Here is a 14,651-nt window from a genome sequence, read left to right as displayed (position 1 = left end):
ATCTCAAGACCATTTGGCTCGATCTTTCGGCAGCCTAACATTGAGGGACACAACAAGAATGTCTAACTTCCCGTTTCCAGGCCTCAACCTTGCCATCGCCACGCCGTTCGACGACGCCGGACGCATCGACTACGGCAGGCTCGAACACAATGTCGAGCACTACCTCGCAGCAGGCGTCAGAAGCTTCCTCTTCAGCTCCGGCACCGGAATGCATGTCTATCTTTCCAAGGAGGAATCCGAGGAACTGATCAAGCGCGGCGCACGTATCGTCAACGGCCGGGCGAAGGTGATTGCTCAGACATCCGCGCTCCTGGTGGAAGATGTGGTAGAGCGCACCGCGCGTGCGCGCGATGCCGGCGCCGAAGGCGTCATGGTTCTTCCGCCCTTCTTCGAAGGACCGACCGACGATCAGGGAATCCTTGATTTCTATAGCGAAGTTGCGAAGGCGGGTCTTCCCGTTATCGGGTACAATGTGCCCCAGGCCGTCGGCATCGCAATCACGCCCGAACTTCTGGAGAAGCTGAACGAAATTCCTGGCTTCTGTGCCGTCAAGGATAGCTGCGGAGATCTGGCGAAGCAGGCGGCACTCATTCGTAGCGGCCACTTCGTGATGAACGGCGCCGACCCTCTCGTTCCCTATGCGCTTTATGCGGGATGCGACGGTTTGATCTGGGGCGGTGCGAACTTCGCTCCGCGCACCTCGGTCGCGCTCGTCGAGGCCGCCGTGGAGCGCAAGTGGGACGAGGTCCGCGAACTCTGGAAGATCCTGGAGCCGTCCATGGGGCTGATCTGGGAAGGTGATTACGTGCAATCCGTCTACGCCGCGGCCGAACTGACCGGTTACGGCGCGGGCGTGCCGAGAAGGCCGCTCCGCGGGCTCGCCCCCGAGAAGGTTCCGCTTCTCCGTAAATCTCTCGAAGCGCTCATGGAGCGGGAAGCAATCTGACGTGAGCCAAACCGCGAAAAATGTCTATGTGGCATCCAGGCTTCCAAAACGCGCTGGCGTCTCGGGCTGGGTCGCAACGCTCCCGCCGCGGACGCCACGACCGGTCTTGAACGGACCTATCACTGTCGACATCGCGATCATCGGCGGCGGCTTTGCGGGGCTTTCCGCCGCGCGCCGCATTTCGCAACTGGACCTCACCGCCCGTGTGGCGGTCCTTGAGGCTGGTGTCGTCGGCGAAGGGCCGGCGGGCGCCAACTCGGGGTTCATCATCGACCTTCCCCACGAGGTTTCCTCCGACGATTTCAGCGGTGAGTCGGAAGCCAAGTTCAGGCAATCCGTTCTGATACAGCGGTCTGCGGTCGCCCTGGCTACGGAGATGGCAGCGGAGAACGGCTGGGGCAAGGATGTGTTCGATCCGTGCGGCCGCTACAGCGTGGCGATGAGCGCGGATGGCGACAAGCACCTGCAGGCCTATTCCGGGCAGCTCTCCAAGATGGGCGAAGCCCATCGGCTTCTCAAAACCAGCGAGATCGAGGCTGTCACCGGATCGAAAGCCTTTACCTCCGGTCTCTTTACGCCCGGCACGGTCATTATCCAACCCGCCGCATACATACGCGGGGTCGCCGACTGTCTGAGGGAACCGGTCTCGCTGTTCGAGCAAACGCCTGCCCTCTCCTTCGAACGCTATGGCGCAGGCTGGCTGGTGAAGACCCCGCGGGGATCGGTGCAGGCGGCCAAGATCGTCATGGCCAACAATGGACATGCGGAAAGCTTCGGCTTCTTCCGAAGACGATTGCTGCATGTCTTCACCTACGCGTCTCTCACCGAGACGTTCGATCCCTCACGATTGGCCGGTGAGCGAAAGTGGGCCGCCACGCCGGCTCTGCCGATGGGTACGACAGTACGACGGATCACCACTGCTGGCGGCGATCGAATCCTGGTGCGGTCGCGCTATAGCTACAATCCGGGCATCGAAGTCAGTGACACCGCAATTCGCAGAGCCGGGCGGCTGCACGATGGGAAGTTTACCCATCGTTTCCCGGCGTTAGGCGACGTCGGAATGCAATACCGGTGGGGCGGCGCGATGGCGCTCACGCGCAATCATGTCCCGGCCTTCGGGGAAATCGAACGTGACGTCTTCGCGGCATGCGGCTGCAACGGCCTCGGAGCCTCCAATTCCACGGCGGCCGGTATCGCTGCTGCAGAGCTTGCCCTGGGGCACGAGTCCGAACTTGGCCGCGTCTATCGCCAACTCGCCGCTCCGACGTCCCTGCCGCCACAGCCTCTGACCACGATCGGCGCAAAGCTCCATCTGGCCTACCGAGAATGGAGCGCTGGGGCCGAATAGGAAGGGTTTCATCTGCGCCCCCGGCGCACGTGATATAGGCGAGGCTGTTCCATGCGGCGATCCAGCTTCGTTAGACGACGCGCCGCCAAAGGGAACAGAAATGAAAACGTTACTTGCATCAACCTGCCTCGCGCTCGGCCTGTTCGCCGGCGCGTCGATCGCCAACGCCGGTGAGTGCGGCACCTTGACGATCGCAAGCATGAACTGGCAGAGCGCGGAGGTTTTGTCGAACCTCGACAAGATCATCCTCAATGAAGGATATGGCTGCCAAGCCGAGATCACGACCGGCGATACCGTGCCGACAATCACTTCGATGGCCGAAAAGGGCAGCCCGACATAGCACCGGAAGCCTGGATCGACCTCCTGCCGGACGTGGTCAAGAAGGGCATCGACGAGAAGAAGCTGGTCGTCGCCGCCAATGCTCTGCCGGACGGCGGCGTCAACGGCTGGTGGATCCGGAAGTATGTTGCTGATGCTCATCCCGACATAAAAACGATTCCGGATGCGCTTAAGCATCCCGAACTTTTCCCCGATCCGGAAGATAGCAGCAAGGGCGCCATCTACAACGGCCCCCAGGGCTGGGGAGCTACGGTCGTCACGGCTCAACTCTACAAAGCTTATGACGCGGAGAAGGCCCACTTCACCCTCGTGGATACGGGCTCGTCCGCCGGCCTCGACGCCTCGATGGCGAAGGCATACGAACAGAAGAAGGGCTGGCTCGGCTTCTATTGGGCACCGACAGCACTGCTCGGCAAATATCAGATGGTCAAGCTCGATTGGGGCGTGCCCTACGATAAGGAGCAGTGGTCGAAGTGCAATCTCCGTTGCCGATTGCCCCAACCCGAAACCCAGCGCTTGGCCGACCGATCATATCGTGACGCTGCTTTCGACCAAGTTCTCCGAGAAGGCCAACAAAGACGTTCTCGACTACCTCAACAAGCGCTCCTGGTCGAACGATACGGTCGGAAAGCTCATGGCCTGGATGACGGACAACCAAGCCAACGGCGAAGATGGTGCGAAGCACTTCCTGAAAGAAAACAAGGACATTTGGTCGAAATGGGTGTCGCCTGAGGCCGCCAAGAAGATCGAAGCGTCGTTGTAATCACGACCTGGGCGGCGCTGGCAAGGCGCCGCTCTCCCATGTTTGCGCGAAAGTGAAGGCTTACCGAGGCATCGTCGGCAAAGGCGCGCAGAAGCGCGAAACGGCTTCATCGAACAACCATATCACCGACATCATCATGCCGCGCAAAGGGCTGACTTGGCTGAACCAATTAACGCTTGAAGCGTTATAGGTTCTTATGGGGTAGTAAATATGCCGGGGATCTTCCATGTCGTCCGAAGTCGAATTGAAGCTTGAACTTTCCACGAAAGCCGCGCGGCGGTTACTGGGGTTCAATCCACTCGCCAACCCCGACAAGGTGTTGAAACAGACCTCAACCTATTTCGACACCGACGACCACAAGCTCCTTCAGAATGGCTTCACCCTTCGCGTCCGTCGGACCGGCGATGTCCATGTCCAGACCGTGAAAACGGTGGGCCGCGGCCAGTCTCTCTTTGCCCGATCGGAATGGGAAACGCCCATCGAAGGCGACCAGCCGATCGTCGACAATTCCAGTCCGCTGAAGACCGAATTCGGCGATGAACTCACCCTGCTGCCCGCCTTCAACGTGGAAATCGAGAGGCGCCTTTGGACCGTCGAGGAAAATGGCTCGCGGATCGAGGTGGTGATCGACCAGGGATCGGTCGTTTCCGGTGAGCGAAACTCCGCCGTGCGGGAAGCCGAGCTTGAGCTAAAGGGCGGCAACCAGAAGGACCTATTCGTATTCGCGCGCAAAATCGAAGCGGTCGCTCCTATTCGTTTTGGCGTTCGTTCCAAGGCGGAGAAGGGCTTCGCCCTGATCGAGCAGCAGAAGTCCGCATTCAAGGCCGAACCTCTCGATCTCGATCAGGATATGCCCGCATCCGATGCCTTTCAAACGATTGCCGCCTCGTGCTTCCGGCAGTTTCGTATGAACGAGGACGTTCTGCTGCGGCAGAGAAATGCCGAAGCGCTGCACCAGGCCCGTGTGGCGCTGCGTCGCCTGCGCTCGGCCTTCTCGCTCTTCAAGCCCTTGCTTCCCGGTGACGAGCCGCAGCGGCTGAAGGATGAGCTTCGCTGGCTGGCCAGTGTCCTTGGAGAGGCGCGCAATCTGGACGTGCTGCTAGCCAAGGCGGTGGACCCAGACCTGCGGGGCCGGCTGAAGGACGCCCGCGAGGCCGCTTACGACGAAGTGGCTAATGTATTGGATTCCAGTCGTGCCCGCGCGCTCATGCTGGACTTTAACGAGTGGCTTCGGTGCGGCGACTATCTTTCGCATCCCGAGACTGACGACGTTCTGGAGCTTCAAGCATCGGAGTTTGGCGAAATGGCGCTCAACCGGATGCGCAAGAAGCTGAAGAAACACGGGCAGGCGCTCGCGAAGGTCGACGATCAGCAACGCCACGAGGCTCGCAAGGATGCGAAGAAGTTGCGCTACGCGGCCGAGTTTTTCCAATCGCTGTTCGACGACAAACGCGCTATCCGTCGCCACCGACGCTTTATCGGCGCGATGGAGAAGCTTCAGGACCATCTCGGATCGCTGAACGATCTTGCAACCGGACCTGACGTTCTGCGTAAGCATGGCCTGACAGATCATCCCGCTTCGGACAGCGTTCTCTCCCATATGGACAAGGATGCTTTGATAGAGGATGCGCAGGATTCGCTTGACGACGTACTCGACGCGAAGCGGTTCTGGCGGTGAATATCATCATGCAGGAAGCAGACCCTTGAGCGTGGGGATGCCGCGAAGATCAGGGGATCCTCGCGGACTTCGTTTTGAGTACTTCAGTCACACTCTGCTTGCGCCGGCAATGGCGGTAGTGGCAGCAGTCGGCAAATTATACAGCACGGAATCGCCGAATTCATGCGTGCGATAGCTGCCTGCGGTGAGCGCCGCGGAGGCCTGGGCGAGGAGGGCATCGTCGGCGAAGGCGCGCAGGAGTTCGAAATGGCTTTCACCGGGCTGGTGGACGCCTGTCAGAACCGTATCCACCACATGCAGCGCCGTGTCCCGCGCGATGCGCCCGCTCGCAATGCCCTCTCCGGCGAGAACGCTGCCATCGGGATTGGCGGCCGCCTCGAGTGCGCGCACGACGCTCGTACCGATCGCGACGACGCGGCTGCCGCGGAGCTTCGCTCGTGCGATCAGTGCGACAGTGCATTCGTGGATGCGGTATGGCTCGTCGAAGGGAAGGCGCGCGTCAAGCGCGGGATCGCCGGTGGAGGAAATGCCTGCGGCATGTGTGAGTGCTGCGAACTCGATGCCGCGCCGACGCCAAGCCTGAAGCGTGCACCAGTCAAGCGCAAAGCCTGCCGACGGCGCCTCGAACGCGAACGGGCGGGCGGCAATCTTCGTCCAGACATCCCACAGCGCCAGGCGTTCGGGAACATGCGCATATTGGATCGGCCGGCCGTGCTGCGCCAATCCTGCAAACATCGCTGCGCGGTTATCGAGAAAGCGCAATTCAAGAAGTCGCGGATGGTCGCGGAGACACTCAACGACTGCTTCGAGCGGGCCAAGCCGGAGGCGGTCGCCGATCGCCAGCGCAGGCGGAAGCAGCCGGTCTTCCGTGCGCGTCCGATGATCGCCCGGACCGAAGGCAATCGCCAGGAAACGGGTGGGATCGGGAGGTGATAGCCAGCCTGCCAGGCGGACCTCGATTACCTTGCCGCTCGGGACATGCGTGCCCCACAAGCTGGCAGGCAAAGTCGCCGCGTCATTGGCGACAACCAGGTCGCCGGGATTGAACAGTGCCGCGAGGGTGGTGCGCGGCAGGTCACGCATCGTGCCATCAGCCTCGATGACCAACAGTCTGGCGGAACGCCGATCGGAACAGTCGCCGGCAATCATGCTTGCTCTCCGGCCATGAGCCCGGTACGGACGGACAACGCGTCGCGCATCTTCTCGATGATCTCCACTGCCGCAAGTTCGGGGGCCTTCAAGGTCGAAGGGTCGGCGTCCGGAACCGCCAGTGCGTGAAGCGGGGTGTCCATATCGCCGGGGTCCAGCGCCAGAAGCCTTATGCCGTCGGGCTTTGCCTCCTCATCCCAAATCGCCGTAAGATGGGCAAGCGCGGCCTTACTCGCACCATAGGCGCCCCAGCCGGAATATGCGTTGACCGCCGCATCGCTGGAAATGTTGATCACCAGCGCGCCTTGGCCCTCGCGGGCGGACGCGGCAAGCGCGCCGAACACGGCTTTGGTAAGCCGGAACGCACCGACAAGGTTGACCGCAAGCGCCGCCTCCAGCTCTTCGCAATCGGTATCGGCCAGAAGCGCCAGAGGGACAGGACCGAGGCTGGATGCATTGTTGATCAGGACGTCGAGCCCGCCGAGATTGGCCGTGACCTGCATCGCGATGGGGTAGATGTCGTCCTTCTTGCCGACGTCGGCGACAATGCCATACGCCCCCGTCTCGGCTGCGACACGCTCCACATTCGCGGCCGTGCGAGCGACGAAGGCGACATGCGCGCCCTTCGCGGCAAGCTGCCGCACAAGCGCCAGTCCAAGCCCGGACGTGCCGCCCGTGACTGCCACCCGAAGTCCCTGAAAATCGATATTCGTATGCATTGCCGGTGCTCCTTCAATGGGTACGAACATTTGCTACAAGTTCAAGTTAACTTGAAGTCAAGCGGGATTCGTGTTTTTATTTTTTGCATGGATCCGATGCTTACCATCACCGACGTGTCGCGCCGCAGCGGCATTGCCTCGTCAGCCCTGCGTTTCTACGAGGAGCGCGGTTTGATCGCATCCGAGCGTGCCGGATCGGGGCACAGGCGCTATCACCGGTCCGTATTGCGCCGGATCGCCTTCATCGCCTTCGCGCAGCGGATCGGGCTGACGCTTGAGGAGATCAGTGCCGAGCTTACAAAGTTGCCGGCCGATCGCGTGCCGTCGCGCCGGGATTGGTCGAAATTATCCGGCGAATGGGCAAAGCGCATCGATGAGCGCATAAGCGAGCTGCAGCGTCTGCGGTCCGGACTGACCGAATGCATCGGTTGCGGCTGCCTGTCGATCGACCGGTGCAGTTTGGCGAACCCTGCCGATGTGGCAGGTCGCAAGGGGCCGGGACCCCGATATTGGCTTGGGTGAAAAGGTTGTGGGTTAACGATCCCAGGGTCTTCTACATGCCAAGAGCCTGGATCGCATCAAGCAGACGTTGCCTCTCAGTTGGCTTGCCAACATTGACCGCGCTGGCGAGGATTGCATTCTGGGCCAGTTCCGATCTTTCGCACGCGCTTGCCAGGACGAACGGCACGCCTAGCGACTTCAGCAGAAGTGCGACAGGCGTCATCTTTCCATCGCCGAGATTGACATCGAGGACGGCTGCATCCGGAAGTTCGTCTCGCAGCAGATCAATGGTACCCTCGACGGAGCCGACGGGTCCGAGCACGCGGAAGCCTTCGTTGATCAACGCGGCCTTTAGGTCCATCGCTATGAAGAACTCGTCTTCTACGCTCTCTCTCTCTCGCAGGTCCGCACATCAGATCCTCACACCGGGAGTTTGATCGTTACGACCAAACCACCAATACCATAGATAAGTTCCGCCTCTCCGCCCAAATGGGCAGCGGTGCCTTCGATCAATTCAGTGCCGTAGCCGTTTCGTGTTGGCGCTCTTACGACCGGCCCGTTCTCCTCCCGCCACTCGCAATTCAGGTATGTTCGATCGTTTGACCCGGTTTCAAGCGACCACTTCACATGGATTTCACCTTCGGGAACCGACAGAGCGCCGTATCTTGTCGCGTTGGTGGTCAGTTCATGGACGATCATGCTGATCGGAAGGACCTTGGAACTCGACAACTGGACAGCCGGGCCTTCAAAATGAAGCCGATCCGCGCCGATTTCACCGACTGAGCTTTTCAGCAGAGTCGCAAGATCGGTCGTTCCTTTGTTTGAGACGAGTTCCTGGGCGCGTAGGGCGACCTCCAGCCGCCCCAGGAATGCATCGCGATACTCGATCGCGGTCCGACCTTCGATACTTGTTTGCATCGCGATCGCGCGCACGACTGCGAATAGGTTCTTCATTCGGTGTCGGGTTTCAGAGATAATGAAGTTTTGCTCGGCCTCGTGGCGCTGGCGCTCGGTAACGTCATCGAAAAGAACGAGAATGTTGGTACTGTTGTCATCGGGATGAACGAGGCGGCGCGCATCGATGAGGAAAGTCCGCCGACCGATCACAGGAAAATCGTGCGTCACCTCAAATCCGATGACGGCGGACGCTTTGGGAATGACCGAAGCGATGAGTTGCCGAAGCTCTTCGATGTCCCACTGGCCATTGCCGAGGTCAAAGAAGCTGCGCCCAAAGATGTCGTCGCGCTCGATTTTGAAGGTGCGGATAAAGGCGTTGTTGGCGGTCACCACGCAAAAACCCTGATCCAGAACGACCACCGGCTGGGTCATCGTATCGACGACGCCTTGTGCTTGGACATGGCTGCTTTTCAGTAAGCGATACAGGTCTTCCAACATCATCGAGGAAATCTTTCCCTGACTAGAAGTATCCATATGTTGACGCGCTCGTCCCGGATGAACGTCAGTTTGCACACGCAGTTCCCACCCGGCTTGGAAGACGAATAAGACTGGCGACGGCACTGAAATAAAATGGCAGCGTCACATGGTTTGAACAAGCCGTTTTCTACACGCGATCCGCCAGATCTGCAGTCAGGGTGCGCAGCAAAGCCGCCGCGTGTCCCCCAATACATGGATTTCCATAAGTTGCAGCTCTGCTGTCCCGAGACTAGGGTGCGACATGGGCTCGCCAGTCCCGATACCGAGAGCAAGCCACTCGAAACGCTGACGATCCCAGGCGTTTAGCCCTGCAGGAGCTGCCTATGATACGTGTCTGGTCGCACCGCCCTCAATTCCTGCACCTGGGGCTTTTTATCGTGGCCTATGTCCTGGGCTGCGGATTTGCTCAATCGCTCGCAATCGTCCCTGGAACAGGTATTTCCATTTGGCCTCCGAGCGGTCTTTTCATTGCCACGCTCATTCTCGTTCCCCGGCAGAGCTGGCCATGGTGGGTGCTGGCGGGATGTATTGCTGAACTGCTCAGCAATTTCCTCTGGTTCCAAAGTCCGCTGGCGGCCGCCTTCCTGATCTATGCCGGCAATGCACTTGAGGCAATGACCGGAGCATGGCTGGTGAACCGGATCTGCGGACGTCCTGTTCGGCTGGAAACCTTGCAGGAACTTCTGGCATTCGTCCTACTTGCCGCTGTCATCGCACCAATCGTAAGTGCCACGATCGGCAGTGCGACACTTGCCTGGTTTGACATGCAGTCGCAATCCTTCGTGACCGCCTGGCCGCTCTGGTGGATCGGAGACGCCACCGGGGTCTTGATCGTGGCGCCGCTGGCGCTGGTCGTGCTCCAGAACTGGCGTGGTGAAACCCGGCTCTCGCCCGCGCGATGGCTCGAAGCCTGCCTCCTGGGGCTGATCTTTCTCGGTTTCGCCGCCCTGTCCCTGAGCGGCGTCCTGCCCTTCAGCTATATTGTCATGCCTCCTCTTCTTTGGGCCGCGGTGCGCTTCGAATTCAAAGGCGCCGCCGTTACCTTGACACTTCTTGCCCTGATCACGGCGCTATTCACGATAACCGGCGCCGGCCAATTTGTCGGTGATCCCGGGTCGCAGAAGCACAACCAGATCATGCTGCAGCTTTTTCTGGCCATCTCGGCATGCTCAGCGCTCATCGTCGCCGCCATATCCCGACAGCACCAGCTCGCGTTGGCCACATTACGCCAAAGCGTGGAGGCGTTGCGTGAGCGGGAAAACGAGCTTTCGCAGCTCGTGAATATGGTGCCCGTCCAGATCAGGCGTCTGACGCCCGAAGGTGAGCCGACCTTCTTCAACAAGCGCTTGCTTGACTTCTTCGGTTTGGACGACGTGGCGCAATTGGACAAGCCTGGCATGAGCCGGCTGTCGGCAGCCATCAAGACCCTCGTCCATCCCGAGGATTCGCCTCGCCTGCTGGAAACGGTCCACCGCTCCCTCGCCACCGGCGAGCCCTACTCCATGAAATATCGTATGCGTCGCGCTGATGGCGTTTACCGATGGGTTGACGGTCGCTGGGAACCACTGCGGGATCAAAGCGGAACCATCGTGCAATGGTTCGCAATCTCCATCGACATCGACGACGAAGTGCGGGCACAAGCATTATTGCGCGAAAGTGAGCGGCAGTTGCGGCAACTGATCGACGCCGTACCGGCGCTGATCTGGAGCGCGACACCTGAAGGAGCACCGTCATACATCAACAAGCGGTTGATGGATACGGTCGGCGTCACCTTGGAAGACTTGGTTGCGCCGGATGGATCGCTGTCGCTCGCCGATGTCTACACCGAAGACAGACAAGAGGTGAAGCAGGCACTCGCGCACTCCTTCGAAACGGGTACCCCGTTTGCGATGACGTATCGTCAGCATCGGTCTGACGGAACCTATCGGTGGACCGAGGGGCGTGCGGAGCCGTTGCGCGATCCGGAGGGCCGGATCGTGGAATGGTATGGCGTCTGCCTCGACATCGACGACCTGGTGACTGCACAGGAGGCATTGCGGCAAAGCGAACGCCGCTACCGCGACCTGTTCCACTACATGCCAATCGGGCTGGCCCAGGTGGATGCCGGCAAACTGATACCCCTGTTCAAGGAGTTGCGGGCGCAGGGCGTGACGGAGCTCAAAACCTATATAGACGAGCATCCCGAATTCCTGCCTCGCGCGCTAGAGGCTCTGGAGGTCGAGGAAGTCAACCGGCATATCGTCGACATGTTCGGCGCGAAGGATGCCGAAGAGATGTACGGTCCGATTACCCGGTATTGGCAGCCGGGTATTGCCACCATACGCCGCTCCATCGAGGCGCGTTATCGCGGTGAGGAGGTCTTTCAGGAAGAGACCAAAGTGGCCCGAATGGATGGCAGCGCCATCGACGTGCTGTTCACGACCGCCCGCCCCGGCGCCATCGCCGACAAGAGCCTGGTTGGCTTCATCGATATCACGGAGCGCAAGAAGGCCGAGGAGGCATTGCGCAACCGCGAGCGGGAATTCTCGCAGATCGTCGACATGGTTCCGAGCCTCCTCTGGCGGTTAGACCCAACGGGCGAGCCGGTTTATTTCAGCAGGCGAACGATCGAGTTCTTCGGTTTGAATATCGGGGCTTACGATGGACCCGAACTGAGCGGGCTGGCCGCCACCATAGCGGCGCTCGTCCATCCCGACGATGCGGCGCGATTGACGGAGACGCTCAACCGCTCGCTCGCCACCGGTGAGACTTTTTCTCTGAACTATCGCCTGCGTCGCGCGGATGGGGTCTATCGCTGGATGTCGGGCCGCGCGGAGCCGCTGCGGGATGAGAGCGGAACAATCGTCCAGTGGTACGGTCTCTCGCATGATATTGATGATCAACTGCGCATCGAAGAGGAATTGCGCGTCCGGGAACGCTCGCTCTGGCAACTCGTTGAAACGCTGCCGGCGATGATCGATTGCGCCGCTCCCGACGGGGAGCCGGTCTATCGCAATCCGCAGCTCCGTGACTTCCTCGGATATAAGCTTGAAGACCTGGACAGAACTGGCAAATCCCGGCTGGCCGGCACACTCGATGCCGGCGTTCATCCCGATGATCTCCAGGGCGTCAAGGAGAACTATGCCCATTCCCTATCCACCGGCGAACCCTATGCGCGCAGGCATCGCCTACGGCGGTTTGATGGCGAATATCGCTGGATCGAGACGCGCGCTGCACCAATGCGCAATCCCGAAGGCGCAATTGTGCAGTGGAATGTCATCTGCATAGATATCGATGGCGAGGTTCGCGCCCAGGAAGAGCTGCAAGTGGCCCGGGAAGGCCTCGCACGCGCGAGCCAGGCGGCGAGCCTTGCCGAGCTTTCAGCTTCCATCGCGCATGAGGTGAACCAGCCCTTGGCCGCCGTGGTGGCAAACTCGCATGCCTGCCAGCGCTGGCTCATGGCCGAACCGCCCAATATCGAGCGGGCGGAAAAGACGGTAGAGCGCATCATCCGCGATGCCAACTCTGCGGCTGACGTCGTCAGCCGCATTCGTGCCTTGTTCAAGCAATCCATAGACACGCGAATTCATACGGCACTCTCGAGCGTCATCAACGAAGCCCGCAGCCTCATGGCCGACGAAGCGTCGCGGCATCGTGTCAAGATGGATGTGAAGATCGACAGCGACCTTCCGTTCATTGCAATCGATCGCGTTCAGATTCAGCAGGTTCTGATCAATCTCATCCGCAATGGCATGGATGCGATGGGCGCGATTTCCGACGACAGGCTGATCGGAATCCGTGTGCGCCATATGGGCGATGTGATCCAGACCGAAATCAGGGACCGCGGTCCGGGTATCGAATTTCCCGAGAGGATATTCGAACCGTTCTTCACGACAAAAGAAAATGGCATGGGCATGGGGCTGGCGATCTGCCGCTCGATCGTCGAGCTGCATGGCGGACGATTGTGGGCGGAGAAGAATGAACCGCGTGGAGCGACGTTCACCTTCACCTTGCCGGTTGAAATGAAGGCAGCGCAATGACGATTGATGATCATATTGTCTTCATCGTGGATGATGACGAACGCATTCGGGAGGCTCTTGGCGACCTGCTGGACTCGCACGGCATGCGCGCCATCGCCTTCGGATCGGCCGGCGACTATGTGAGGGCGGACAAACCGGATTCCCCTGCCTGCCTCATCCTCGATATCGAGCTGCCTGACATCAACGGCCTCGATCTCCAGCGGCAGATCGCCGAGGGCGATCATCCGCCGATCGTCTTTATTACCGGACATGGCGACATTCCGTCGTCTGTGCGTGCGATCAAGCACGGCGCCGTGGATTTCCTGACCAAGCCTTTCAGCGATGCGGATCTCATGGCAGCCATCCACGCGGCGATTGCACAGGATCGGGAAAAGAGAGCGGAACGCGCCGAACTCGGCGCGCTGAAACAACGCTATCTCGAACTGACACCACGGGAGCGCGAGGTGTTGCCGCTCGTCGTGAGCGGTCTTCTGAACAAGCAGGCGGCGGCTGAGCTGGGGATCAGCGAAGTCACGCTGCAGATCCATAGACGGAACGTGATGCAGAAAATGGCGGCGGCATCGCTCGCCGATCTCGTGCGTATTGCGGAAAGATTGGAAATACCGGTGACCCACTCGCGCCGCGTGGGAGGAAATTGAATATGGATAAGACAAGACATGTTGTGGCAATCGTCGATGACGATCCAAGACTGCTGGAATCGGTGGGCGATCTTCTGGAATCCGCAGGCTATGAGGCCTGCGGCTATTCGTCGGCGGGATCGTTGCTCGTCAACGGGCTGGCGAACCTTGACGTGCTTATTACCGACATCGGGATGCCCGGCATTGACGGCTTTGAACTGCGTGACCTGGTAAGAAAGCTGCGGCCGGAACTGCCGGTATTTCTCATCACCGGTCGCCACGAGATAGCGGATCAGAGCCGCGCTCAAGGCATTAGCGGATTTTTCCGGAAACCATTCGATGCCCAGGCCCTGCTTGCGGCCATTGCCAATGCTTTACACAACTCGAGAGATGGAGGGTGAGATGAGAGTTGAACAACCTTTCCCGCGGAAATCGGCGCCATTGTCACCGCAGCGGAGAAGCGAAGAAGATCAGCCGCTCGTCATTATTGTCGATGATGATGCAGCCGTTCGGGAGGCATTGTCGGAGTTGATCCTCTCGGCGGGTTTCCGGCCCACCAGCTTTGCCTCGACCCGCGAATTGCTGGATGCCGATATCCTCGACACTCCCGGCTGCCTGATCCTCGATGTGCGCATGCCGGGCGCGAGCGGTCTCCATCTGCAACGTCATTTGGCCGAAAACGGCAACCCCAAACCGATCATCTTCCTGACCGGGCATGGTGATATTCCGATGACCGTCGAGGCGATGAAGGCCGGCGCCGTGGATTTTCTCACCAAACCCGTACGCGACCAAACATTGCTGGACGCCGTAACTGCCGGCATTGTGATGGATGCTGAACGACGGGCGCAAACCGCGATCTCCAGGCGCAACATCGAACGCCTTGAGACGCTGACGCAGCGGGAACGCGAGGTTCTCTATGAAGTGGCACGCGGACGCCTCAACAAGCAGATCGCCTTCGATCTCGGTATTAGCGAGGTGACGGTGAAGCTGCACCGCAGCAATGTCATGCACAAAATGGAGGCCGCCTCCATCGGCGAACTGATCCGGGCTTGGGAAACACTGCCGGCACCGATGCGCGAGGCAGGAGCACACCGAACGATCACATGATCGATCCGGCCCGCGCCGCTACGATTTGGTG

At 60.0% G+C, this 14,651-nt stretch carries 12 protein-coding genes and 1 pseudogene; 9 read left to right on the top strand and 4 right to left on the bottom strand.

The window, feature by feature from the left end:
- Positions 1-58: 58 nt before the first annotated feature.
- The 4 genes and pseudogenes from GGD50_RS17020 to GGD50_RS17005 all read left to right on the top strand — a co-directional run bounded on the left by GGD50_RS17020 (position 59) and on the right by GGD50_RS17005 (position 5,074).
- Positions 59-946, top strand: coding sequence for a dihydrodipicolinate synthase family protein (locus tag GGD50_RS17020; protein ID WP_183938525.1), 888 nt, complete (start codon positions 59-61; stop codon positions 944-946).
- 1 nt (position 947) lies between these two features.
- Positions 948-2,294 carry an FAD-dependent oxidoreductase gene (locus tag GGD50_RS17015; RefSeq protein ID WP_183938524.1) on the top strand — a complete coding sequence of 449 codons (1,347 nt, stop codon included), beginning with the start codon at positions 948-950 and terminating at the stop codon, positions 2,292-2,294.
- A gap of 100 nt (positions 2,295-2,394) precedes the next feature.
- A pseudogene (locus GGD50_RS17010) lies at positions 2,395-3,396 on the top strand (ABC transporter substrate-binding protein).
- Positions 3,397-3,622: 226 nt separating this feature from the next.
- On the top strand, positions 3,623-5,074 hold the full coding sequence (locus GGD50_RS17005) for a CYTH and CHAD domain-containing protein (RefSeq protein WP_183938523.1): 1,452 nt from the start codon (positions 3,623-3,625) through the stop codon (positions 5,072-5,074).
- An 87-nt stretch (positions 5,075-5,161) separates the two neighbouring features.
- Here GGD50_RS17005 and GGD50_RS17000 read toward each other — a convergent pair whose 3' ends face one another.
- Together GGD50_RS17000 and GGD50_RS16995 are read right to left on the bottom strand one after the other, a co-directional pair.
- Positions 5,162-6,223 carry an S-adenosylmethionine:tRNA ribosyltransferase-isomerase gene (locus GGD50_RS17000; protein WP_183938522.1) on the bottom strand — a complete coding sequence of 354 codons (1,062 nt, stop codon included), beginning with the start codon at positions 6,221-6,223 and terminating at the stop codon, positions 5,162-5,164.
- On the bottom strand, positions 6,220-6,942 hold the full coding sequence (locus GGD50_RS16995) for an SDR family NAD(P)-dependent oxidoreductase (RefSeq protein WP_183938521.1): 723 nt from the start codon (positions 6,940-6,942) through the stop codon (positions 6,220-6,222). Before GGD50_RS16995 ends, GGD50_RS17000 begins: the two co-directional genes overlap by 4 nt.
- A gap of 87 nt (positions 6,943-7,029) precedes the next feature.
- Between GGD50_RS16995 and soxR the strand changes: the two genes are divergently transcribed.
- Positions 7,030-7,464 carry a redox-sensitive transcriptional activator SoxR gene (gene soxR, locus GGD50_RS16990; RefSeq protein WP_183938520.1) on the top strand — a complete coding sequence of 145 codons (435 nt, stop codon included), beginning with the start codon at positions 7,030-7,032 and terminating at the stop codon, positions 7,462-7,464.
- A 31-nt stretch (positions 7,465-7,495) separates the two neighbouring features.
- Here soxR and GGD50_RS16985 read toward each other — a convergent pair whose 3' ends face one another.
- On the bottom strand, positions 7,496-7,804 hold the full coding sequence (locus GGD50_RS16985; protein WP_246451258.1) for a response regulator: 309 nt from the start codon (positions 7,802-7,804) through the stop codon (positions 7,496-7,498).
- Positions 7,805-7,863: 59 nt separating this feature from the next.
- The gene (locus tag GGD50_RS16980; RefSeq protein ID WP_183938644.1) at positions 7,864-8,841 is read right to left on the bottom strand and encodes an HWE histidine kinase domain-containing protein; all 978 of its coding nucleotides are present in this window, start codon (positions 8,839-8,841) and stop codon (positions 7,864-7,866) included.
- 359 nt (positions 8,842-9,200) lie between these two features.
- On the opposite strand from GGD50_RS16980, the gene GGD50_RS16975 reads away from it, so the two are divergent.
- The 4 genes from GGD50_RS16975 to GGD50_RS16960 are packed head-to-tail and all read left to right on the top strand — an operon-like array spanning position 9,201 to position 14,620.
- Positions 9,201-12,896 carry a PAS domain-containing protein gene (locus GGD50_RS16975; RefSeq protein WP_183938519.1) on the top strand — a complete coding sequence of 1,232 codons (3,696 nt, stop codon included), beginning with the start codon at positions 9,201-9,203 and terminating at the stop codon, positions 12,894-12,896.
- On the top strand, positions 12,893-13,534 hold the full coding sequence (locus tag GGD50_RS16970) for a response regulator transcription factor (protein WP_183938518.1): 642 nt from the start codon (positions 12,893-12,895) through the stop codon (positions 13,532-13,534). Before GGD50_RS16975 ends, GGD50_RS16970 begins: the two co-directional genes overlap by 4 nt.
- 2 nt (positions 13,535-13,536) lie before the next feature.
- The gene (locus GGD50_RS16965) at positions 13,537-13,914 is read left to right on the top strand and encodes a response regulator (RefSeq protein WP_183938517.1); all 378 of its coding nucleotides are present in this window, start codon (positions 13,537-13,539) and stop codon (positions 13,912-13,914) included.
- Between the two features lies 1 nt (position 13,915).
- A complete protein-coding gene (locus GGD50_RS16960; protein WP_183938516.1) occupies positions 13,916-14,620 on the top strand; it encodes a response regulator transcription factor in 705 nt (234 codons plus the stop codon).
- Positions 14,621-14,651 lie beyond the last annotated feature (31 nt).

The organism is Martinezella paranaensis (assembly GCF_014200235.1).
Classification (GTDB): Bacteria; Pseudomonadota; Alphaproteobacteria; order Rhizobiales; family Rhizobiaceae; genus Rhizobium; species Rhizobium paranaense.
The sequence above is the reverse complement of the archived record's forward strand: the minus strand, read 5'-3'. Positions and strand labels throughout refer to the sequence as shown.

Coding starts and splice junctions, on each gene's coding strand:
- GGD50_RS17020 (WP_183938525.1), top strand. CDS start 59: ATGTCTAACTTCCCGTTTCCAGGCCTCAACCTTGCCATCGCCACGCCG.
- GGD50_RS17005 (WP_183938523.1), top strand. CDS start 3,623: ATGTCGTCCGAAGTCGAATTGAAGCTTGAACTTTCCACGAAAGCCGCG.
- GGD50_RS17000 (WP_183938522.1), bottom strand. CDS start 6,223: ATGATTGCCGGCGACTGTTCCGATCGGCGTTCCGCCAGACTGTTGGTC.
- GGD50_RS16995 (WP_183938521.1), bottom strand. CDS start 6,942: ATGCATACGAATATCGATTTTCAGGGACTTCGGGTGGCAGTCACGGGC.
- soxR (WP_183938520.1), top strand. CDS start 7,030: ATGGATCCGATGCTTACCATCACCGACGTGTCGCGCCGCAGCGGCATT.
- GGD50_RS16985 (WP_246451258.1), bottom strand. CDS start 7,804: ATGGACCTAAAGGCCGCGTTGATCAACGAAGGCTTCCGCGTGCTCGGA.
- GGD50_RS16980 (WP_183938644.1), bottom strand. CDS start 8,841: ATGATGTTGGAAGACCTGTATCGCTTACTGAAAAGCAGCCATGTCCAA.
- GGD50_RS16975 (WP_183938519.1), top strand. CDS start 9,201: ATGATACGTGTCTGGTCGCACCGCCCTCAATTCCTGCACCTGGGGCTT.
- GGD50_RS16970 (WP_183938518.1), top strand. CDS start 12,893: ATGACGATTGATGATCATATTGTCTTCATCGTGGATGATGACGAACGC.
- GGD50_RS16965 (WP_183938517.1), top strand. CDS start 13,537: ATGGATAAGACAAGACATGTTGTGGCAATCGTCGATGACGATCCAAGA.
- GGD50_RS16960 (WP_183938516.1), top strand. CDS start 13,916: ATGAGAGTTGAACAACCTTTCCCGCGGAAATCGGCGCCATTGTCACCG.